Here is a 20,801-nt window from a genome sequence, read left to right on the forward strand (position 1 = left end):
TAAGACTGATTGTTTATATTGGCAACTCTAACTGTCTGCCGAAGAATTTGGGGGATTCATGGATATTACCGAACTGCTGGCCTTTAGTGCAAAGAACGGTGCGTCAGACTTGCACTTATCTGCGGGATTGCCGCCCATGATACGTGTTGACGGTGATGTGCGTCGTATTAATTTGCCCGCACTCGAACACAAACAGGTGCACTCGCTCATTTATGACATCATGAATGATAAACAACGCAAAGATTTCGAAGAGTTTTTGGAAACGGACTTCTCCTTTGAAGTGCCCGGCGTGGCACGCTTCCGGGTTAACGCATTTAACCAAAACCGTGGTGCCGGTGCAGTATTTAGAACCATTCCATCTAAGGTGCTTAGCATGGACGATCTGGGTCTAGGTGATGTGTTCCGTAAGATCGCTGATGTACCACGCGGTTTAGTCTTGGTAACAGGGCCTACAGGTTCGGGTAAGTCGACCACTCTCGCTGCATTAATTGATTATTTAAATGCCAATAAATTTCAGCACATTTTGACCATTGAAGACCCGATTGAGTTTGTGCATGAACCGAAGAAATGTTTGATTAACCAGCGTGAAGTTCACCGTGATACCCATGGCTTTAGTGAAGCATTGCGCTCTGCGTTGCGTGAAGACCCTGATGTAATTCTTGTGGGCGAGATGCGTGACTTAGAAACCATCCGTCTGGCGTTGACAGCGGCGGAAACGGGGCACTTAGTTTTTGGTACGTTGCACACCACCTCTGCAGCAAAAACCATTGACCGGGTGGTAGACGTATTCCCGGCAGAAGAAAAATCTATGGTGCGCTCAATGTTGTCGGAATCCTTGCAGGCCGTGGTGTCACAAACCCTGATGAAAAAAGTGGGCGGAGGGCGTGTTGCAGCCTTTGAGATTATGCTCGGTACGCCCGCTATTCGTAACCTTATTCGTGAAGATAAAGTCGCGCAAATGTACTCGGCTATCCAGACCGGCGGCAGCATCGGCATGCAGACATTAGATAGCAACCTGAAAACGCTGTTGAGCAAAGGTTTGATTACCCGTGAAAGCGCGCGCGAAAAGGCCAAGACTCCAGAGAATTTCTAACTGTACTGAGTTGGAACACTGGCTGATTAAAGCAATTAATGATGAAGATGAATAGGGCGTAATTATGGAGCTTGAGAAATTACTGCGTTTAATGGTGGAAAAAGGAGCGTCTGACCTGTTTATTACCACAGGTGTGCCACCATCGATGAAGATTAATGGCAAAATCATGCACGTTACCAAGTCACCACTTACGCCTGAGCAAGCCCGGGAAATTGTATTTGGTTCGATGAACGAGGTGCAACGTCGCGAGTTTACTGAAGAGTTAGAGTGTAACTACGCTATTAGTGCTCGCGGTATTGGACGTTTCAGGGCGAGTGCTTTTTACCAGCGCAACTTAGTGGGCATGGTTTTGCGTCGTATCTCTACACAAATTCCAACGTTAGAAGAACTCAGGCTGCCGGAAATTTTGAAGAAGATCTCTATGTCTAAGCGCGGCTTGGTTCTTTTTGTTGGGGCTACAGGTACAGGTAAGTCGACTTCGTTAGCGGCAATGGTTGGTTTTCGCAATGAAAATAGCTCAGGGCACATTATTTCCATTGAGGACCCCATTGAGTTTATTCACCAGCATAAAAACTGCATTGTGACTCAGCGCGAAGTGGGGATTGATACTGAATCCTTTGAGGTTGCTCTGAAAAATACACTACGCCAAGCACCTGACGTTATCTTAATTGGTGAGGTTCGTACGCGGGAAACCATGGAGTATGCGGTAACCTTTGCTGAAACAGGTCACCTATGTTTGGCGACTTTGCACGCCAACAACGCCAACCAAGCTTTGGACCGTATTATTAACTTTTTCCCTGCAGACCGTCAGCAGCAAGTGTGGTTGGATTTGTCGCTTAACTTGCGAGCTATTGTAGCTCAGCAACTTGTCCCTACTCCGGATGGAAAAGGGCGTCGTGCGGTGATTGAAGTGCTGATTAACACGCCCTTAGCTGCGGACTTGATTCGCAAAGGCTCTGTCAGCGAGCTCAAGCCGTTGATGATGCGTTCCAACGAGCTGGGTATGCAGACCTTTGATCAGGCGTTGTACAAGCTGTATACCCAAGGCGAAATCAGTTACGAAGACGCACTAGCTCATGCTGACTCTGCTAACGATTTGCGTCTTATGATTAAGCTCGGCTCAGAAACCTCTGCGGAGAGTCTAAGCCCAGCAGCAAAAAAATTATCGATAGATCTGTCAGATGACAATCCAGGGATTAGTTTCCAATAGTGGTATGTTTTACCTGTGTAAAGGTGGAGGTTCAATGAGTACGAAAATTAGGGTTTGGGATGCTCCTTTAAGGCTGTTTCACTGGTTATTGGTCATTGCTGTATTTGCAGCAATTTTCACGGGTTTGCAGGGCGGTTCATGGATGGATAGGCATGCCACGATTGGCTTGGCCGTTATCGGTTTGCTTAGCTTTAGACTGGCGTGGCTGGTACTGGGTTCAACCTATGCGCGCATCCCGGCTTTATTCCGCGCGTTTATCGCACTACCCCAGTATCTAAAAGGAGATTGGCGCACCTTAGGTCATAATCCTCTGGGTGTTATGTCAATGGTGGCCTTGCTGTTGATGCTGGGCTGGCAAGCTGTAAGTGGCTTGTTTACCAATGATGAAATTGCTTTTTCCGGACCCTTATCCCGCTTGCTGAGCAAGAGTGATAGTTTGTACATCACGGGTTTGCACCGACTAGGCCTTTGGGTTTTGGTTGGTTTGATTAGTTTGCATGTGTTGGCCGTGCTTTATCATGAGTTTGTGCTTAAACACAGTATTGTTAAGCCGATGTTGACAGGCGATACACAGAAAACCGATGCACAGCAAAAACCCGCGGTGGGTGGTGGTTGGATTGCATTCATTGTTGCTCTGATGATTGCCGCGGGTGGCGTATATTTAGCCACTGGAGCTTGGCAACCCCCGCCCCCTGCGCCGCCTGTTTCTGCCCCTGCTTGGTAGGATCAAAAAAGCCGAACACGAAGTTCGGCTTTTTTATAGTGCGCTAAGACTTACATCTTTTCGCGGTACTTATCGTGGCAGCCTTTGCAGCTATCGCCTGTGGCGGCAAATGCCTTGATGATTGCTGCTTTGTCGCCGGTCTTAGCTACTTCGGCTAACTCGTTGGCCGCTTTGCTAAATGCCATGGCTACTTTGCCAACGCCTTCCATGTCGGTAAACATTTCTGGGCGTACGTTGGTTTTAGTGTCACCGATGCTTTTTTCTGTGCCTGGGGTGAAGAGCGCACCCATGCCGGAGTTGGCCGTGGCGGCAATACTGTTAGCTGCAGCCTGAACCTGAGCAGGATCCCAAGCCATGGTGCCATCAATGGCCATGGCTTTGATTTTGCCCATGTTCCAGCTCATAAAGCTGTAACCGGCCTTACGGAAAATAATTTGCTCTTCTGGATCAGGCTGTGCGTTAGCCTGTAGGCTGGTGGCTATTAACAGTGCAGACATGCTGCCCAGTACTAGTTTTCTCATAGGATACTCCTGTTTAGGGCTAGGTTAAGTGCGCATTGACTGTAGAATAGAGTCAATGATAAAAAGATAGTGGATTGAAAAGTTGTATCCATACTATACAAAATAATTATTTATGTATAGTTGCTCAGGTACACATATCGGGCAAACCTATCAAGTGGCTGGCTGTAATGATTTTTATGAGCTATTGCATGAGTTTTTTACCACGCTTTCGATCCGGCTCGTTATAGGCGCTGCTCACCCGTTGGTACATGTTCTAGGTGCAATCCACTTCGAGGTGGCGCTCATCTGCAAATAGCTGAAACAGTTACTTTTTATTGACTAACATACAAGGTTATGCCTTTAGGCTGACATGTCGCCCTAAAGGGGCGATCTACAGGAGCTCATCGCGCATAAGATGCGCTCCCACAGTCCCACAATCACATAGTAAAGCAAAGCGGTTTGCACGCAGCCGGTTGCTTGGCACAGCTCTTGTAAGAGCTTACATTTTCCAAGTTCCTCGACATTTTTACAGCTGGCCAGATTTTTTTCTACACCCTTAAATGCGAAGAGCCTTAAAACGCTGCGGAGATAAAAAAATTATGTGCATGGCTGTTCCATTTTTTTCTATCTGTGTTAGGATTTTCGCAAATTTTATCGGCTCATTGCTCTGTCCTCTACAGCGGCATGCAAGCAGCCAATTAAATCCCAAGCGCAGGGCTTTAACTGCTATTAGGCTACTAAGGAAATGGATGCCTAGTCTGTAAATAAGTTTTTTTGAATGTAATTAAATCATTGCAATGGCAATGGTTGCCTTACTTGGCCAGACGTTACACTCAATAAAGCTTGTTTGTAAAAACATTGCTATTACACCCCAATGTCCGCCTTCACTAAGCGGTTGATTCTTTAAACAGACTACAAAGGAGCTGTGCGCGTGAAAAAATTTACTTTTCCATTAGCGATCCTCGCTATGACTTTGGCTGCTGCCACCACTGTATACGCCGAAAAGCGCGTACTGCATGTATACCACTGGTCTGACTACGTTGCTCCAGACACTATTAGCAATTTTGAAAAGCAAAGTGGGATCAAGGTGGTGCTTGATGTGTACGATAACAACGAGGTTCTAGAAGCAAAATTACTGTCTGGTCACTCCGGCTATGACATTGTAGTGCCCTCTAACCCGTTTTTGGCTAAGCAAATTAAAGCCGGTGTTTACCAGAAGCTAGACCGTAGCCAATTACCTCTTTGGGATAACCTAAACAAGGATTTGCTTAAAACTTTGGAAGTGAGTGATCCGGGTAATCAGTACTCCATTCCTTACATGTGGGGCTCTATTGGCATTGGTTATAACCTGGACAAGGTCAAGGCAGAGCTTGGCGATGTAGCGCTGGATAGCTGGGACTTTGTTTTCAATCCGGAGTACGTGAGCAAACTGCACGAGTGTGGTGTAGCTTTGCTTGATTCACCTACAGAAATAATCCCTGCAGCCATGCACTACCTTGGTTTGCCGACAGACAGCGACAATCCAGAGCACTTAAAGCAAGCAGAAGACCTGCTATTAAAAATTCGTCCTTACATTACCTACTTCCATTCTTCTAAGTATATTTCAGACTTGGCTAATGGCAATATTTGTGTAGCAGTAGGCTATTCTGGCGATCTTTACCAGAGCAAGGCGCGCGCCGAGGAAGGTACAGGTAACGTACGTATTGCCTATACCATTCCGAAAGAAGGTGCTGGCACATTCTTCGATATGGTGGGTATTCCTGCCGATGCGAAAAATGTCACAGAAGCGCATGAGTTTATAAACTACCTGTTGCAGCCTCAGGTGATGGCGGATTTGACCAACTACTTGCAGTTTCCTAATGCTAATAGTGCAGCGACACCATTAGTTGATGAGCTGTACCGCAACGATCCTGGCATCTATCCGGATGAAGCTATGCTGAAAAAGCTGTACACCTTCCCGGATTTGTCTGCCAAAATCCAGCGCGTTATGACCCGTAGCTGGACCAAAATCAAATCAGGCAAATAGTCTGTGCCCTTGCAGTCTCGTCATGATTGGCGAGACTGCTTAGCCTATAGTAAAGAGAGAGGACGTATTATTGCTTAAATTATTTCAATCTGTGGTGTTAGGAACTGCATTAACTGTGACTGCTAGCGGTGTGGCCAGTGCATCAACCGTGCATGTGTATAACTGGTCGGATTACATCAGTGAAACAGCGCTGAGCGACTTTAAAGAACGCCATGGTATCCATGTGGTGTACGACGTATTTGATTCCAACGAAACCCTTGAAGGCAAACTGCTTGCAGGTCGGAGTGGCTATGATGTGGTGGTGCCCTCGGATCATTTTTTAGCGCGCCAAGTGCAAGCTGGTGTCTTCCAAAAGCTAGATCACAGCCTATTGCCTAACTGGAGTAACTTGGAAGAGCACTTGATGAAGCAAGTCGCTACCAATGACCCAGGCAACCAATACGCCGTGCCTTACTTATGGGGAACTAACGGCATTGGTTATAACGTCGACAAGGTCAAAGAAGTGCTTGGCGTGGATACGATTGATTCTTGGGCCGTTTTGTTTGAGCCTGAGACTATGGAGAAGCTGAGCACCTGTGGTGTGGCTTTTTTGGATGCTGCAGATGAAATGATTCCTGCCGTACTCAACTACATGGGGTTGAACCCCAACTCACATAAAGCCAAGGACTACGAGCAAGCGGTAGAGAAGCTGGCGAAAGTTCGCCCCTATGTGACCTATTTCCACTCATCCAAATATGTGTCGGATCTAGCCAATGGCAACATCTGTGTCGCGGCGGGTTTTTCTGGCGATGTGATGCAAGCTGCTGACCGCGCAGAAGAAGCAGGGTTAGGCGTTGAGATTGCCTACAGCATTCCAAAGGAAGGCGGTAATCTGTGGTTTGACGTGTTGGCGATTCCAGCCGATGCCGGCAATGTGGAGCAAGCACATGCCTTTATTAACTATTTGCTGGAGCCCGAAGTGATTGCAGGTATCAGTGACTATGTGGGCTATGCTAACCCTAACAAGCATGCAGATGAGCTGATGGACGAAGAAGTTCGCAATAACCCCGCAGTCTATCCAGATCAGGACGTGCTAGACAAACTCTTTGTGTCCGAGCCTTTACCCGCTAATGTGCAGCGGATTAAAACCCGTGCTTGGACTCGTTTTAAATCGGGACGTTAACTTAATAACGGTCTGTAGTTAATAGCTCAGTCGTAAGGCTGAGCTTTTTTGTTGGGAGAATTCGATGGCAATACCTTCAGGCGCTTATAAGAAAGCGTTAGCCAATATGCAAAAAACCAAAGATGTGCTGGTGCGTATTGAGCGGGTGAGTAAAAGTTTTGGCGACACCGTGGCGGTTGATAGCGTTAGTATCAACATCAATAAGGGTGAAATCTTTGCTTTATTGGGCGGGTCGGGATCGGGTAAGTCCACCTTGCTCAGGATGCTGGCCGGCTTTGAAACGCCCTCTGAAGGACGGATCTTTCTTGATGGGGTAGACATTACCCATATGCCTCCTTATGAGCGTCCGATCAATATGATGTTTCAGTCGTATGCACTTTTCCCGCATATGACGGTGGAGCAAAATATTGCTTTTGGCCTGAAACAAGATAATTTGCCGCGTGAAGAAATCCAAGAGCGGGTTGAGGAAATGCTGCGCTTGGTACACATGACCAAGTACTCAAAGCGCAAGCCGCATAATTTATCCGGTGGTCAACGCCAGCGCGTGGCTTTAGCACGCTCACTGGCCAAGCGGCCTAAACTGTTATTACTCGATGAGCCGATGGGTGCTTTGGATAAAAAACTACGCTCACAAATGCAGCTGGAGTTGGTCGAAATTATCGAGCGTGTGGGCGTAACCTGCGTGATGGTCACCCACGACCAAGAAGAAGCCATGACCATGGCTGAGCGCATTGCCATTATGAACCAAGGCTGGATCGAGCAAGTGGGCAGTCCGATGGATATTTATGAAACCCCCGCCAACCGCATGGTGTGTGAGTTTATCGGCAACGTAAATCTGTTCGATGGCGAAATTATTGTTGATGAGTTGGACCACGCCATTATTGCCAGCCCGCAATTACCCATACCCATTTACGTGGGTCATGGTATCGCTGCGCGTGCGGAAGATAAGCGCGTCACCTTTGCCTTGCGTCCGGAAAAACTGTTGCTCTCCAGCACTAAGCCCGAAGATCTCGAATACGAAGACTACAACTGGTGCACCGCCAAGGTGCATGACATTGCCTATTTGGGTGGGCATTCGGTGTATTACGTTGAGTTGCCCTCGGGCAAAATAGCGCAAGCTTTTATGGCGAACTCAGAACGTAACGTCAAACGCCCGACGTGGGACGACGAAGTGTTTGTCCATTGGGTGGATGATAGCGGCGTGGTGTTCCAGCAATGAGCGCCTTAAACTGGTTAAAACAGCGTCTGCCCAATGGCAAGCATGCGCTCATCGGTATTCCCTTTGCGTGGATGCTGCTGTTTTTCTTGCTGCCGTTTGCCATTATTTTAAAAATTAGCTTTGCTGAAGCCGACATCGCGATTCCACCCTATACCAGCTTGGTCGAATGGGCGGATGAGAAGTTGGCGATCCTGCTGAATTTGGGTAATTACATCCTACTCAGCGAAGATAAGTTGTATATCGCAGCGTATCTGGGCTCGGTCAAAATTGCTTTAATCAGTACCTTTTGGTGCTTGCTGCTGGGCTATCCCATGGCTTATGCCATCTCCCGCTCTAGTCCCGGTATGCGTCCGGTGTGGCTGCTACTGGTGATGATGCCTGCTTGGACAGCGTTGCTGATTCGCGTGTATGCCTGGATGGGTATTCTGAGCAATAACGGACTGCTTAATGGTTTTTTGCTGTGGATTGGGCTGATTAGCGAGCCTTTACAAATTTTAAATACCAACCTTGCCGTCTATATCGGCATCGTTTATGCCTACCTGCCGTTTATGGTGTTACCGCTATATGCCAATCTGGCTAAGCATGACCAATCACTGTTAGAGGCGGCAGCTGATTTGGGCGCGCGCCGTCATACTAGCTTTTGGAGGATTACTTTCCCGTTATCCAAAGGCGGTATTATCACTGGCTGCATGCTGGTGTTTATTCCGGTAGTGGGGGAGTTTGTGATTCCTGAATTGTTAGGCGGTCCTGAAACGTTAATGATCGGTAAAGTGCTCTGGCAAGAGTTCTTTAATAACCGTGACTGGCCTGCGGCATCAGCCTTGGCGGTAATCATGCTGCTGATTTTGCTGATTCCCATAGTGTTCTTTAACCGAGCACAGGCCAAAGAGTTGGAGGGCTAACCTATGGGATTTATTAAAAAGTTTAGCTTTTCACGCTTTATGCTGATTGTCGGGCTGCTATTTATCTATGTGCCGATGTTGGTGCTGGTGCTGTATTCCTTTAACGCTTCACGCTTAGTGACAGTATGGGGCGGCTGGTCGACCAAATGGTATGCGGGGTTGCTGGATAACCAGCAGCTGATGAGTGCGGTCTTGCGTTCTTTGGAGATTGCCACCTATACCGCGATAGCCGCCACTGCCTTGGGCACGCTTGCAGCGCTGGTGCTGACACGCATCAAGCACTTCCGTGGGCGTACGCTGTTTGGCGGTATGGTGACCGCACCCTTGGTTATGCCAGAGGTGATCACGGGGCTGTCATTATTGTTGTTGTTTGTCGCCATGGCGCAGCTGATTGGCTGGCCGATGGAGCGCGGAGTGGTCACCATCTGGATTGCGCACACCACCTTCAGTACGGCTTATGTGGCCGTGATCGTTTCATCACGCTTGCGTGAGCTGGACCGCTCGATGGAAGAAGCCGCGATGGATTTGGGCGCTAAGCCGTGGAAGGTGTTTTTCTTAATCACCATACCGATGATTGTACCCTCGTTAGCCGCTGGCTTTATGATGGCATTTGCGCTGTCGCTGGATGACTTGGTGCTGGCAAGCTTTGTTTCAGGGCCAGGTTCGACGACTTTGCCGATGGAGATATTTTCTGCGGTGCGCCTTGGGGTTAAGCCTGAAATCAACGCGGTGGCGAGCTTGATTCTGTTAGCCGTGTCCTTGGCAACCTTCTTGGTCTGGTTTTTTACCCGCAGTACCGAAGAAAAGCGCAAGCAGTCAGTGGCTAAGTTGGAGGCTTTGGAGCGTGCCAGTGCGGCGGTACGTTTAGGGCCGGAAGTTTAACCTTATAGGGCAGTCGGGCGCGCAATACTGCTGCGCCCGTCACCTGTTAGGTTAATTGAGCTGCGCGTAATAGGCAGTCATGTATTCATCAAAGCTCATACTATCGGCTGCTTCGATACGCAGTTGCTGTTCAATGGACTGAGCGGCTAACGCTTGGTAGTGCTGCACAATTTCAGGTGCAGGATCACGCAAAGTATCTGCGTGCTGACGACTGAGCGCGAAGGCCAGCTGTGTAAAGCTACAGGATTTCTCGCGCATGGCATTAAGCACCTGTGCAGACGGAGTTAGATTAACGTCAGCCAGTTTGGCACGCTGTTGTGCAAGTGCTTGCTGATGTTCCTGCCCGCCATGCGCCTGATCCAGCAGCTCTGCACACGCCTGTATGCCATCAAATAATTCAGTTGCCCAGTCTTGCATGCTGATTGCTTGGTCGTCGCGCTTAAGCTGTAAATCAGGTGCGCGTCCTTGGTTGACGACAGTTAAAAAGTTTTGGTGCGTCTCAGGACAAGCATTGCCAGAGAATACTGGGCTGTCCTGCAAGGCGCAGAACACTAGAAAACTATTTAAAAAGAGCGACTGAGGCAGGTCGATACCCATAGGTAAAAATGGATTGATATCGATACAGCGCGCTTCGACATATTGGATGCCGCGTTTGCTCAGCGCTTCCACCGGGCGTTCGTCACCTTCGGTGATGCGCTTAGGACGGATGGAAGAATAGTATTCGTTTTCTATTTGCAAGATATTGGTATTGATCTGCAGCCATTGCCCATCCTTGTACGTACCAATAGCCTCATAAGCAGGGTAAGGTGTACTTACCGCTTCGAGCAGGCTGTCAATATAATTTTGCAAGTTGTTGTAGCACGGAGTAATCCCTGCTTGAGCATTGCTTTGATAGCCCAAGTCGCTCATGCGCAAACTGGTGGCATAGGGTAGGTAAAGCGTGTGCTCATCAAGGGTATCGAGCTGGTGCGGCTTATCACGTAAAAAGCTTTTATCTACCGCGGGTGACGCACCAAAGAGATACATTAATAACCAGCTGTAACGGCGAAAATTGCGGATTAGCGCAATGTAACAGTCGGACTGATAATCCGTTAGCGACTGTTTGTTGTTGCTGTCTTGCTGCAGTATCACCCAAACGCTTTCTGGAATTGAGAAGTTATAGTGGATTCCCGCAATACACTGCATAGTTCTGCTGTATCGAACTGACAGACCTATACGATAAAGATATTTAAACTGACCAATATTAGAGCTACCGTAACGAGCGATAGGAATATCCTGCTCGCTGGGCAGCAGGCAAGGCATGGACGCGCTCCAAAGTAATTCACCATCCAGTACGCTGTGGGTAAAGCGATGTATGTCCTCTAACTCAGCCAAGGTTTGTGCTGCTTCGGGATGGGCTTGGGTGATAAATTCCAGTAGCGGCTCAGCATAATCAGTGGTGATACTGCTGTGGGTCAGTGGTGAACCAAGCGCTTTTGGATGCTCGGATAGTGCAAGCTGACCCCCATCAGTGACGCGCAAAGTTTCGCGCTCAATGCCCTGTAGGCAGTTTTTAAGATGGAGTACAGCGTCAGGCTGACTCAGCAGACGTAGGCGACTGGCAAAAACATTTGTCAAAAGAGTTTCCTCAATTAAGCACGGAACGGCATGTATTTAGGCTGTGTTTTCAAGCACATAATAAGGGTGTACGCTTGAATACTAAACAGGGCGCATTAGTTTTTCTTGATTTGACGCGCATTCGCAAATAAAGCCGCCATGGTACCTGCGCCTGTATTTGAAGTTGCGGTGCGTTCTTTGCGGACATGGCTGCTTTGTGTGCGCGGCGTTGTAGAGCGCTCAGGCTTTGTTTGCCCGGGCGTATCAGACATCCGCATGGTTAACGCGATACGTGCACGAGGGATATCGACTTCCATAACTTTAACTTTGACGATGTCGCCTGCCTTTACCGCAGCGTGCGGATCTTTGATAAAGCTGTCGGATAGGGCGGAAATATGTACCAGTCCATCCTGGTGCACGCCAATATCAACAAAAGCACCAAAGTTGGTTACGTTCGTAACTACGCCCTCAAGCACCATGCCCAACTCCAAGTCTTTAAGATGTTCTACACCGTCTTGGAAACTGGCTGTTTTGAACTCTGGGCGCGGATCGCGACCGGGTTTATCCAGCTCAGCTAAGATGTCGATTACCGTGGGCAAACCAAAGGTGTCATCGGTATAGTTTTTGGGGTCAAGACGCTGAAGAAATGCAGAGTCACCGATTAGCGAGCGAATATCGCGCTCAGTGCTCTGAGCAATACGCTCCACTACTGGATAGGTTTCTGGGTGCACAGCGGATGCGTCCAGCGGATTACTGCCATTCATAACTCGTAAAAACCCAGCGGCTAGCTCAAAGGTTTTTTCACCAAGACGCGGCACTTTTTTCAGCTGTTGACGGCTATTAAACGAGCCGTGCTCATCGCGAAACGCCACGATATTTTTGGCTAGGGTGCTATTGAGCCCGGAAATACGCGCCAATAGCGCAGCCGAGGCGGTGTTTACATCAACGCCAACCGCGTTTACACAGTCTTCCACCACTGCATCGAGCGAGCGCGCTAATTGCACTTGGGAAACATCATGCTGATATTGACCGACGCCAATAGCTTTAGGGTCGATTTTAACCAGTTCAGCTAAAGGATCTTGCAAGCGGCGCGCAATAGAAACGGCGCCGCGCAACGACACGTCTAAATCAGGAAACTCATGCGCGGCTAATTCAGACGCAGAATACACCGAAGCACCGGCTTCACTGACCATGATTTTTTGCATCTTTAATTTAGGTAGGGCTTTAACCAACTCAGCGGCCAAACGGTCGCTTTCACGACTGCCAGTGCCATTGCCTATGGCGATGAGTTCCACTTGGTGCTCTGTGCACAGTTTAGCCAGAGTCACCAAGCTGTCTTGCCATTTGTTTTGTGGCACATGCGGATAAATGGTGTCCGTGGCTAAGAGTTTGCCGGTTTCATCGATGACGGCAATTTTGCAACCAGTACGTAAGCCTGGGTCAATTGCCAAGGTGCGGCGTGGGCCAGCGGGGGCAGCCAAGAGCAAGTCATGCAGGTTACGTGCAAAAACTTGAATCGCTTCCGTTTCTGCCTGTTCACGTAAGTTGGAAAATAAATCTGTTTCTAGGTGGGTAGACAGCTTGATGCGCCATGTCCAGCGCACGACCTCAGCTAACCAAGCATCGGCGGCACGGCCTTGCTGGCGAATGTTGAAGTGTTCAGCGATCACTATTTCGCACGGATGTATTTTCGACTCTGGGTCACCCAGTGTCAGGCTGGCATTTAATATGCCTTCGTTGCGTCCGCGGAAAATAGCCAGTGCGCGGTGTGAGGGTACGCTTCTATACGGCTCATCGTGGGCAAAGTAATCGGTGAATTTTGCCCCCTCTTGCTCTTTGCCCTTGATAACACGGGCGCTGAGTAACGCATCAGCGCGAAGCATGGTGCGTAGTCTTTCCAGCAGCTCAGCATCCTCAGCAAAACGCTCCATGAGAATGTATTTGGCGCCTTCCAGTACTGACTTAACGTCTTTGAAATCGGAATCAGCCTGCACAAAGCGTTCGGCTTCTTGCTCAGGGCTTAAGTCTGGCTGGCCAAGCAAAGCATCCGCTAAATCGCCCAACCCTGCTTCCAGTGCAATTTGGCCTTTGGTGCGGCGTTTTTTCTTATAGGGCAGATACAGGTCTTCCAAGCGCGTTTTAGTGTCTGCCTGCAGGATGGCTTGTTTCAGCTCGCTGGTGAGTTTGCCTTGTTCTTCAATGCTCGCCAAAATGCTGCAGCGACGCTCATTCAGCTCTCGTAAATAATCTAAGCGTTCAGCCAAAGTACGTAATTGAGTATCGTCTAAGCTGCCTGTTGCTTCTTTTCGGTAGCGTGCAATAAAGGGAACGGTAGCGCCTTCATCTAATAAGGCTACCGCCGCGGCAACGCTTTGGTTGGGTACACCTAATTCATTGGCGATCTGGGCATTGATGCTGTGCATGAAAAACCTATTAGCTTTATTCTAAAAAGCGGTAATTATAGGTTAACTTTGCCAGTAACGCAGTCATTGTTGTTTTTTTGTAAGATTTGTTACTAAAGGTTGGCTATGGTGCTTGCGTAATTGCGCCATAATACGGGCTTATGGGTGGCTTAATCTGGAGTAACCTTTGATGAGTGACAGTGAAAAAATTCTAGTAGTGGACGATGACTCGCGCTTACGCAGTTTGCTGGAGCGATTTTTAACCGAGCAGGGCTATCGTGTGCGCAGTGTCGAGAATGCCGAGCAAATGGATCGTATGTTGCAGCGCGAGCATTTTCATTTGTTGGTCTTGGATTTGATGCTGCCCGGCGAAGACGGCATGTCAGCCTGTAAAAGACTGCGTGCTGCCAATAACCAAGTGCCTATTATTATGTTGACCGCTAAAGGCGATGAAGCCAGCCGTATTCAAGGCCTAGAGCTGGGTGCGGACGACTATTTAGCCAAGCCATTTAATCCAAGAGAACTATTGGCGCGGATTAAAGCCGTGCTTAGACGGCAAGGCGCTGCTGTGCCGGGTGCGCCCGGAAGCGAAGAGGAGCAGGTCACCTTTGGCGAGTACACCTTATCGCTGGCCACTCGCGAATTACGCAAAGGCGAGCAGAGTTTCATGCTCACTACCGGTGAGTTTGCGGTACTTAAAGCGCTGGTGCAGCATGCGCGTGAAACGCTCAGTCGTGACAAGTTAATGCATTTGGCGCGCGGTCGTGAGTGGGACGCCATGGAGAGGTCGATTGACGTGCAAATTTCACGTTTGCGCCGCATTATCGAAACGGATCCGGCTAAACCTCGTTACATACAAACTGTTTGGGGTGTGGGCTATGTGTTTGTACCGGACGGAGTAAAGTCGTAAGTGTACTGGTACCCCAAAAGCTTCTTTGTTCGCACGCTATGGATGGTGTTGTTGGCAATTCTGTTCTCAAAAGCGCTCACGCTGGTGTATTTGATGATGAACGAGGATGTACTCGTTGATCGCCAATACAGTCACGGAGCGGCTTTAACCTTGCGTGCTTACTGGGCGGCACATCCTAGCGACCAGCCGGCTATTGCCGAGGCTGCCGGCCTGCAAAGAGTGCCCAGGTATGAGGTTCCTGAGGGTGAGCACCATTGGCCTTACAGCAATATTTTTGAAGACCAAATGCGCCTTGAATTGGGTGAGGACACGCAAGTGCGTATTCGTGCGCAAGCACCCCCATCTCTATGGGTGCATGCGCCCAGTTTAGGACCTGATTGGATTCGTGTGCCGCTGTATCCGCACCCATTGCGTGGGCAAAGGCTGTGGAATCTATTTGGTTGGTTTTTGGGCATTGGTTTTTTGTCTACTGCCGCCGCATGGTTTTTCGTCAGCCAGCTGAGTGCTCCATTAAAGCGGCTGGTAGCGGCTGCACGTCAATTTGGTAAGGGTCACAGCGTACGCTTACCGGTAGATAGACGCACCGCCAGCGAAATTGCAGAGGTGTATCGTGCCTTTAACCAGATGACGGATGACATTGAGCAGTCCGTGCGTGAACGCGACTTGATGCTGGCAGGAATTTCCCACGACTTACGCACCCCGTTAACCCGTTTACGTTTGGGGTTGGAATTGCTCGATGAGGACAGTGAGCTAACGCAGGACATGGTGCGCGATATTGAAGACATGGATGCCATTGTTGGGCAGTTCTTAGCCTTTATTCGTGACGGCAATGATGAGCCGCTAGTATCCTGTGACGTTCATGCCTTGATAACAGAAGTGGTTTCACCCTATCAGCAGCGAGGCTTTAAATTGAATGTACAGTTGGAGCCAGTGCCTGATATTGAGCTGCGTAGGCTGTCTTTTAAACGTCTGCTGGTTAATTTGATAGAAAACGCTTTACGCTATGGTGGCGATCAAATTGATATTTGCGTCACCCAGGAAAGCTTTGAGCAGCAGTCTTGCATTGTGTTCGCCGTAGCGGACCGGGGTCCAGGTCTATCGGAGGCGGATCTGGAAGTTGTTTTTAATCCGTTTATGCGTGGTGAGCAAGCACGTAGCGGTCTTGGTGCAGGTCTTGGGTTGGCTATTGTGCAGCGTATCGCTGCTTTGCATGGCGGCAAGGTAAGCTTGGCGAACCGTGAAAAGGGTGGGCTAGAGGCTAAAGTCAGCTTGCCGCTTGAAATAGACCAGCCAAGACCCAAGCTCAAGCTCTATTATCGGCGTAAGAAAAATAACTAAGTATGGAAAAAGTTAGACTAGATAAATGGTTATGGGCGGCTCGTTTTTTTAAAACGAGAAGCTTGGCGAAAGCTGCTATCGAGGGCGGTAAAGTTCATTGTCAGGGTGAGCGTTGTAAGGTTGCAAAAGAAATTAAGCAGGGTGACGAGCTGGCGATTCGTTGCGGTTTTGATGTGCGTACAGTCAAGGTAGAACGCTTAAGTGATGTGCGCCGCAGCGCGCCTGAGGCGCAACAGCTGTATAGCGAAACAGCGCAAAGCATTGAGAAGCGAGAACAGGCTGTGCAAATGCGCAAAGCAGGAGCCATGGGAATTCAAACCCAAGGTCGCCCAAATAAGAAGCAAAGGCGCGAGCTAAGTCAGTGGCGTGACAACAATTTCAGTTAACACATATACCCCGAGCAGGGAATTAATTTTTAGGTTACCTATGACAGATACAGATTTTACTCAACGTTTTATATTTACTGATGCCGATGTGCGTGGTGAACTTGTTTGCCTAGAAGAAAGTTATGCGCATGTTTTGGCTAAGCACGACTATCCAGAGCCCGTATCAACGCTGCTCGGTGAGCTCATGGCAGCGGCAGCTGTGCTGATCAGCACCGTTAAGTTTGATGGGTTGTTAATTTTACAGGCGCGATCATCCGGTGCGGTGCCATTGTTGATGGTGGAATGTTCCAGCGAGCGCGAGATGCGCGCCATCGCACGCTATGAAGAAGCGCAGATTGCAGCGGACGCTAGTTTGCCTGACATGATGCCAGAGGGTGTGCTGGCGATTACGATTGAACCTAAATTAGGGCAGCGTTATCAGGGTGTGGTCAGTTTGGCCGGTGAAAACATAGCCTGCTGCCTAGAGCAGTACTTCTCTGGCTCTGAGCAGTTGCCTTCGTTTTTTATTCTGCATGCTGATGGGCGTAGAGCGCGGGGTTTGTTGCTGCAGCAGTTGCCTGCCGAACAGATATCTGATGAAGAAGCAAGACAGGCAAGCTGGCAACACGTCACAACGCTGGCGCAAACCCTTACAGCAGAAGAGCTGTTAGGTTTGGATAATCAAACCATTTTGTACCGGCTGTACCACGAAGAAAACCTTGAGTTGTTTGCAACACAGCCCTTATCCTTCAAGTGCAGTTGCTCGTACGAACGCTCAGCACATGCTTTGCAAAGCTTAGGTCGGGAGGATGTTGAGACGTTATTGGACGAACAGGATGGCTGTATTGAAGTTGATTGCCAGTTTTGTAATGAAAAATATAAATTTTACGCACAAGATGTGACGAAAATATTTAGTCAGCAGTCAGTAGATAGTCAGCTTTCAACAGTGCATTAATAATAATAATCTGGCATAATTATACGTAGTTTTTATCTATTGTAGTGCTCGCATCAGATTACTACATTTTTTTGGAGGACTCGGCTACAGCCGTTGGAAATACATGACGCAAGCAAACCCAGCTGTGTACACTGATATTAGCCCAGCACAACTTATTGAAGAAGCCATTAGTCGTGGCGAAGGTAAGTTGGCTGATAATGGATCATTGGTCGTAGAAACAGGTCACCGCACAGGTCGCTCACCAGCAGACCGCTTTATTGTTAAAGAGCCTAGCACTGAAAGCCAAATTTCTTGGGGTGCTGTAAACCGCCCAATCGAACCAAGCGTATTTGATGCGCTATGGGCGCGTGTAGAAGCTTATGTTGCAGAACGCGATAGCTTTGTATCCCATGTACACGTAGGTTCAGACCCAAAGTATTATCTGCCCGTAAAAATGACTACAACAACGGCTTGGCACAACCTGTTTGGCCGCTGCTTGTTCATTACTCCAGAAAGCTACAACCCATCTAACAAGCAAGAGTGGCAAATCATCAACGCACCGTTCTTCGAGTGTGTACCTGAGCGTGACGGTACCAATTCAGACGGTACAGTAATGATTAACTTTGCCGCTAAGAAAGTATTGCTTGCTGGTATGCGTTATGCCGGTGAAATGAAGAAATCCATGTTCTCCGTACAAAACTTCCTCCTACCAGAGCACGATGTGCTGCCTATGCACTGTGCCGCTAACGTAGGTGAAGACGGCGATACTACGCTGTTCTTTGGTTTGTCCGGTACAGGTAAAACCACCCTGTCAGCAGATGAAAGTCGCTACCTGATTGGTGATGACGAGCACGGTTGGGGTGTGGGCACTGTATTTAACATTGAAGGCGGTTGCTACGCTAAGTGTATTGACCTATCTGAAAAAAATGAGCCCGTTATTTGGAAAGCCATCAAGTTTGGCGCTGTACTGGAAAACGTTGTTCTTGATGATGCGCGTCGGCCAAATTACGAAGACGACAGTCTGACTCAGAACACTCGTGCTGCTTACCCGCTGGCCAACGTAGAAAAAGTGACTGCCGAAAACCGTGCAGGTGAGCCAAGCGCAATTATTTTCCTGACCTGTGACTTAACTGGCGTATTGCCGCCGGTTTCTATTCTTAATAACGAGCAGGCTGCTTACCACTTCTTATCCGGCTATACCGCTTTGGTTGGTTCAACTGAAATGGGCTCGGGCGGTGGTATTAAATCTACCTTCTCAACTTGCTTTGGCGCACCGTTCTTCCCGCGTCCAGCTGGCGTTTACGCTGAATTATTGATTAAGCGTATTCAAGCCTTCGGCTCCAAGGTTTACTTGGTTAACACAGGTTGGACAGGCGGCGGCTACGGTGTTGGTAAGCGCTTTAGCATTCCAACAACTCGTGGTGTGATTGCGGCGATTCAGAGTGGGGCCATTGCTTCAGCTGAAACCGAGCATTTGCCAATTATTAACCTAGATGTGCCTAAGACAGTTCCAGGTGTTGAGACTGAGTTGCTGAATCCGCGCAACACATGGGCTGATCAAAACGCCTATGATGCTGCGGCCAAAGAATTGGCGAGCAAGTTCATCGAAAACTTCAAGAAGTTTGATGTTTCAGATGCGATTCGCGCTGCTGGTCCCAAGCTCTAAGTCCAGGCTAAGAAAAAACCGCTCCTATATGGGGCGGTTTTTTTGTCTATTATCAAAGCGATTAAGGTGCGATAGGGATGTTTTTGTAGTATAACTGCAGCACTACTACATGCAAAACTTACTACAGAGATTACCCAGTGAACCTGTTACAACATATAGCACATTGTAAAACTGAGCTACGCAAGTCCGAACTGAAAGTTGCGGAATATGTGCTTAGCGATCCCGCTGCCGTAATACATATTTCAATGGCTGAATTGTCATCAGTGGTAGGCGTTAGCGAACCAACCATAGTGAGATTCTGTCGTGCAGTGGGTTGCCAGGGCTTTCAGGACTTAAAGTTAAAGCTGGCGCAAAGTTTGGTCGCTGGTGCAAGTTTTGGTCAGTTTTCTATTCATGAGCAAGACTCGATCACAGACGTAGCCTTAAAAATCTTCGATACAACCTTACACACCCTGATAGATGTACGCGAAAAGCTCGATACACAAAGCATAGCCCAAGCGATAGATGTGATGGCAAAAGCGCCCCGAGTTGAGTTTTATGGTTTTGGTGCATCAGGTGCTGTGGCTGCAGATGCGCAGCATAAGTTTTTTCGTTTACTGTTAACGGCAGCAGCCTACAGCGATCCGCATATGCAAGCCATGTCAGCAGTGACCCTAAAGCCGGGTGATGTGGCAATATGCATATCACAATCAGGGCGCTCTAAAGACCTGCTTACCACAGCCAATCTGGTGCATGAAACAGGTGCTACATTAATAACACTATGCCCTAGCCAGACACCACTGGCGGAGCTGGCGACAATTAATTTGGCTATAGATGTACAAGAAGATACCGAGATTTATACCCCACTTACCTCACGCATAGCGCATTTAGTAGTGATTGATGTACTCGCTATGGGTGTGGCTATGGCGCGTGGTCCGGCATTGGTTAATCATTTGAAGAGTGTTAAGCGCAGTTTACGTAGCTTGCGTTTATCCCCTAAAGCCAGCATGCAAGAAAAAAAAATATAAACGAATCGCTTAGGCAAAAAACTTTGCAAAAGAAGTGAAAGCTGGCACTATCGCAGCATTATTTTTATTGAGGTATGCTTATGATATTGCCGACTCCAGCCTTGGAGGTGCGGGATTTACATAAGAGTTATGGCCAGCTTGAGGTTTTAAAAGGAATTTCATTAGCCGCACATGATGGAGATGTGATTTCTATATTGGGTTCTTCCGGCTCGGGTAAATCAACGTTTCTGCGCTGTTTAAACCTATTAGAAAGCCCGCATCAGGGCGAAATATACTTCTCTGGCGAGCAATTGCAGCTTAAAGCGGACAAAACCGGGGCGTTGCAGGCTGTCAGTAACCAACAAATCAACCGTTTACGCACCCAGGTTGGTTTTGTTTTCCAGAGTTTTAATCTGTGGCCGCATATGTCAGTACTGGATAACCTGATTGAGGCGCCGCGTCGCGTACTCAAGCAATCCAAGGCCGAAGCCATAGAAACAGCTGAAGCGCTGCTGGCCAAAGTGGGTATTGCAGATAAACGGTACAGCTATCCTAATGAGTTGTCTGGCGGGCAACAGCAACGCGCTGCCATAGCACGAACCTTAGCAATGCAGCCGAAGGTTATTTTATTTGATGAGCCTACTTCCGCGCTTGACCCTGAAATGGTGCAAGAGGTGTTGGGTGTTATCCGCGGCTTAGCAGAAGAGGGGCGCACTATGTTGCTGGTGACCCATGAGCTTAATTTCGCGAGACAGGTTTCGAACCAAATAGTGTTTTTCCATCAGGGATTGATAGAAGAGCAAGGCACACCTGAGCAGGTGTTTGAGCAGCCGCAATCCGAGCGCTGCAGACAGTTTATGTCGAGTCACTACCTTTGAGGTCTTAA

The 20,801-nt window shown here is 48.5% G+C and carries 18 protein-coding genes; 15 read left to right on the top strand and 3 right to left on the bottom strand.

Translation table 11 applies throughout. The features are described 5' to 3' along the window. Window positions 1–58 precede the first annotated feature (58 nt). The 3 genes from QEZ41_RS00290 to QEZ41_RS00300 all read left to right on the top strand — a co-directional run bounded on the left by QEZ41_RS00290 (window position 59) and on the right by QEZ41_RS00300 (window position 3,027). On the top strand, window positions 59–1,093 hold the full coding sequence (locus QEZ41_RS00290) for a type IV pilus twitching motility protein PilT (RefSeq protein ID WP_289409303.1): 1,035 nt from the start codon (window positions 59–61) through the stop codon (window positions 1,091–1,093). 64 nt (window positions 1,094–1,157) lie between these two features. Then, window positions 1,158–2,303, top strand: coding sequence for a PilT/PilU family type 4a pilus ATPase (locus tag QEZ41_RS00295; protein WP_289409304.1), 1,146 nt, complete (start codon window positions 1,158–1,160; stop codon window positions 2,301–2,303). Between the two features lie 34 nt (window positions 2,304–2,337). Further along, a complete protein-coding gene (locus QEZ41_RS00300; protein WP_289409307.1) occupies window positions 2,338–3,027 on the top strand; it encodes a cytochrome b/b6 domain-containing protein in 690 nt (229 codons plus the stop codon). Window positions 3,028–3,077: 50 nt separating this feature from the next. On the opposite strand, the gene QEZ41_RS00305 is transcribed toward QEZ41_RS00300, so the two are convergent. Continuing rightward, window positions 3,078–3,548: a c-type cytochrome gene (locus QEZ41_RS00305; RefSeq protein ID WP_289409308.1), complete on the bottom strand. Its 471-nt coding sequence runs from the start codon at window positions 3,546–3,548 to the stop codon at window positions 3,078–3,080. 946 nt (window positions 3,549–4,494) lie between these two features. Between QEZ41_RS00305 and QEZ41_RS00315 the strand changes: the two genes are divergently transcribed. The 5 genes from QEZ41_RS00315 (at window position 4,495) to QEZ41_RS00335 (ending at window position 9,718) form a co-directional block, all read left to right on the top strand. Further along, a complete protein-coding gene (locus tag QEZ41_RS00315) occupies window positions 4,495–5,553 on the top strand; it encodes a polyamine ABC transporter substrate-binding protein (protein ID WP_289409700.1) in 1,059 nt (352 codons plus the stop codon). 91 nt (window positions 5,554–5,644) lie between these two features. Then, the gene (locus QEZ41_RS00320) at window positions 5,645–6,715 is read left to right on the top strand and encodes a polyamine ABC transporter substrate-binding protein (protein ID WP_434556773.1); all 1,071 of its coding nucleotides are present in this window, start codon (window positions 5,645–5,647) and stop codon (window positions 6,713–6,715) included. A 64-nt stretch (window positions 6,716–6,779) separates the two neighbouring features. Further along, a complete protein-coding gene (locus tag QEZ41_RS00325; RefSeq protein ID WP_289409311.1) occupies window positions 6,780–7,934 on the top strand; it encodes an ABC transporter ATP-binding protein in 1,155 nt (384 codons plus the stop codon). Between the two features lie 26 nt (window positions 7,935–7,960). Next, window positions 7,961–8,836, top strand: coding sequence for an ABC transporter permease subunit (locus QEZ41_RS00330; protein WP_289409701.1), 876 nt, complete (start codon window positions 7,961–7,963; stop codon window positions 8,834–8,836). Between the two features lie 12 nt (window positions 8,837–8,848). Then, window positions 8,849–9,718 (top strand): ABC transporter permease subunit, encoded by an 870-nt coding sequence (locus QEZ41_RS00335; protein ID WP_289409702.1) that lies wholly within the window; start codon window positions 8,849–8,851, stop codon window positions 9,716–9,718. Between the two features lie 51 nt (window positions 9,719–9,769). On the opposite strand, the gene gshA is transcribed toward QEZ41_RS00335, so the two are convergent. Together gshA and QEZ41_RS00345 are read right to left on the bottom strand one after the other, a co-directional pair. Further along, entirely contained in the window at window positions 9,770–11,335 is a 1,566-nt protein-coding gene (gene gshA, locus QEZ41_RS00340; protein WP_289409312.1) for a glutamate--cysteine ligase, read from the bottom strand. A gap of 95 nt (window positions 11,336–11,430) precedes the next feature. After that, window positions 11,431–13,737, bottom strand: a complete 2,307-nt coding sequence (locus QEZ41_RS00345; RefSeq protein ID WP_289409313.1) for a Tex family protein — start codon at window positions 13,735–13,737, stop codon at window positions 11,431–11,433. Between the two features lie 169 nt (window positions 13,738–13,906). On the opposite strand from QEZ41_RS00345, the gene ompR reads away from it, so the two are divergent. From ompR to QEZ41_RS00380, 7 genes are all read left to right on the top strand, one after another. Next, the gene (gene ompR / locus QEZ41_RS00350) at window positions 13,907–14,626 is read left to right on the top strand and encodes an osmolarity response regulator transcription factor OmpR (protein WP_289409314.1); all 720 of its coding nucleotides are present in this window, start codon (window positions 13,907–13,909) and stop codon (window positions 14,624–14,626) included. Window positions 14,627–14,668: 42 nt separating this feature from the next. Further along, complete coding sequence (locus QEZ41_RS00355) at window positions 14,669–15,964, top strand: ATP-binding protein (RefSeq protein WP_289409703.1); 1,296 nt, start codon at window positions 14,669–14,671, stop codon at window positions 15,962–15,964. Window positions 15,965–15,966: 2 nt separating this feature from the next. Continuing rightward, a complete protein-coding gene (locus QEZ41_RS00360; RefSeq protein WP_289409315.1) occupies window positions 15,967–16,350 on the top strand; it encodes an RNA-binding S4 domain-containing protein in 384 nt (127 codons plus the stop codon). A 40-nt stretch (window positions 16,351–16,390) separates the two neighbouring features. Further along, window positions 16,391–17,284: an Hsp33 family molecular chaperone HslO gene (hslO, locus tag QEZ41_RS00365; RefSeq protein ID WP_434556770.1), complete on the top strand. Its 894-nt coding sequence runs from the start codon at window positions 16,391–16,393 to the stop codon at window positions 17,282–17,284. A gap of 103 nt (window positions 17,285–17,387) precedes the next feature. Continuing rightward, window positions 17,388–18,929, top strand: coding sequence for a phosphoenolpyruvate carboxykinase (locus QEZ41_RS00370; protein WP_289409316.1), 1,542 nt, complete (start codon window positions 17,388–17,390; stop codon window positions 18,927–18,929). 137 nt (window positions 18,930–19,066) lie between these two features. Continuing rightward, entirely contained in the window at window positions 19,067–19,936 is an 870-nt protein-coding gene (hexR, locus tag QEZ41_RS00375) for a transcriptional regulator HexR (protein ID WP_289409318.1), read from the top strand. Between the two features lie 80 nt (window positions 19,937–20,016). Then, window positions 20,017–20,793, top strand: a complete 777-nt coding sequence (locus QEZ41_RS00380) for an ABC transporter ATP-binding protein (RefSeq protein WP_289409319.1) — start codon at window positions 20,017–20,019, stop codon at window positions 20,791–20,793. Window positions 20,794–20,801: the final 8 nt, after the last annotated feature.

It is taken from the genome of Thiopseudomonas acetoxidans (assembly GCF_030362935.1).
In the GTDB taxonomy this organism is placed as follows: Bacteria; Pseudomonadota; Gammaproteobacteria; order Pseudomonadales; family Pseudomonadaceae; genus Thiopseudomonas; species Thiopseudomonas acetoxidans.

What these genes read in the sequence shown, in the direction of transcription:
- QEZ41_RS00305 (WP_289409308.1), bottom strand. Translation starts at nt 3,548, where the DNA reads ATGAGAAAACTAGTACTGGGCAGCATGTCTGCACTGTTAATAGCCACC.
- QEZ41_RS00300 (WP_289409307.1), top strand. Translation starts at nt 2,338, where the DNA reads ATGAGTACGAAAATTAGGGTTTGGGATGCTCCTTTAAGGCTGTTTCAC.
- QEZ41_RS00380 (WP_289409319.1), top strand. Translation starts at nt 20,017, where the DNA reads ATGATATTGCCGACTCCAGCCTTGGAGGTGCGGGATTTACATAAGAGT.
- hslO (WP_434556770.1), top strand. Translation starts at nt 16,391, where the DNA reads ATGACAGATACAGATTTTACTCAACGTTTTATATTTACTGATGCCGAT.
- ompR (WP_289409314.1), top strand. Translation starts at nt 13,907, where the DNA reads ATGAGTGACAGTGAAAAAATTCTAGTAGTGGACGATGACTCGCGCTTA.
- QEZ41_RS00345 (WP_289409313.1), bottom strand. Translation starts at nt 13,737, where the DNA reads ATGCACAGCATCAATGCCCAGATCGCCAATGAATTAGGTGTACCCAAC.
- QEZ41_RS00290 (WP_289409303.1), top strand. Translation starts at nt 59, where the DNA reads ATGGATATTACCGAACTGCTGGCCTTTAGTGCAAAGAACGGTGCGTCA.
- QEZ41_RS00355 (WP_289409703.1), top strand. Translation starts at nt 14,669, where the DNA reads ATGGTGTTGTTGGCAATTCTGTTCTCAAAAGCGCTCACGCTGGTGTAT.
- QEZ41_RS00295 (WP_289409304.1), top strand. Translation starts at nt 1,158, where the DNA reads ATGGAGCTTGAGAAATTACTGCGTTTAATGGTGGAAAAAGGAGCGTCT.
- QEZ41_RS00315 (WP_289409700.1), top strand. Translation starts at nt 4,495, where the DNA reads ATGACTTTGGCTGCTGCCACCACTGTATACGCCGAAAAGCGCGTACTG.
- QEZ41_RS00360 (WP_289409315.1), top strand. Translation starts at nt 15,967, where the DNA reads ATGGAAAAAGTTAGACTAGATAAATGGTTATGGGCGGCTCGTTTTTTT.
- QEZ41_RS00370 (WP_289409316.1), top strand. Translation starts at nt 17,388, where the DNA reads ATGACGCAAGCAAACCCAGCTGTGTACACTGATATTAGCCCAGCACAA.
- QEZ41_RS00325 (WP_289409311.1), top strand. Translation starts at nt 6,780, where the DNA reads ATGGCAATACCTTCAGGCGCTTATAAGAAAGCGTTAGCCAATATGCAA.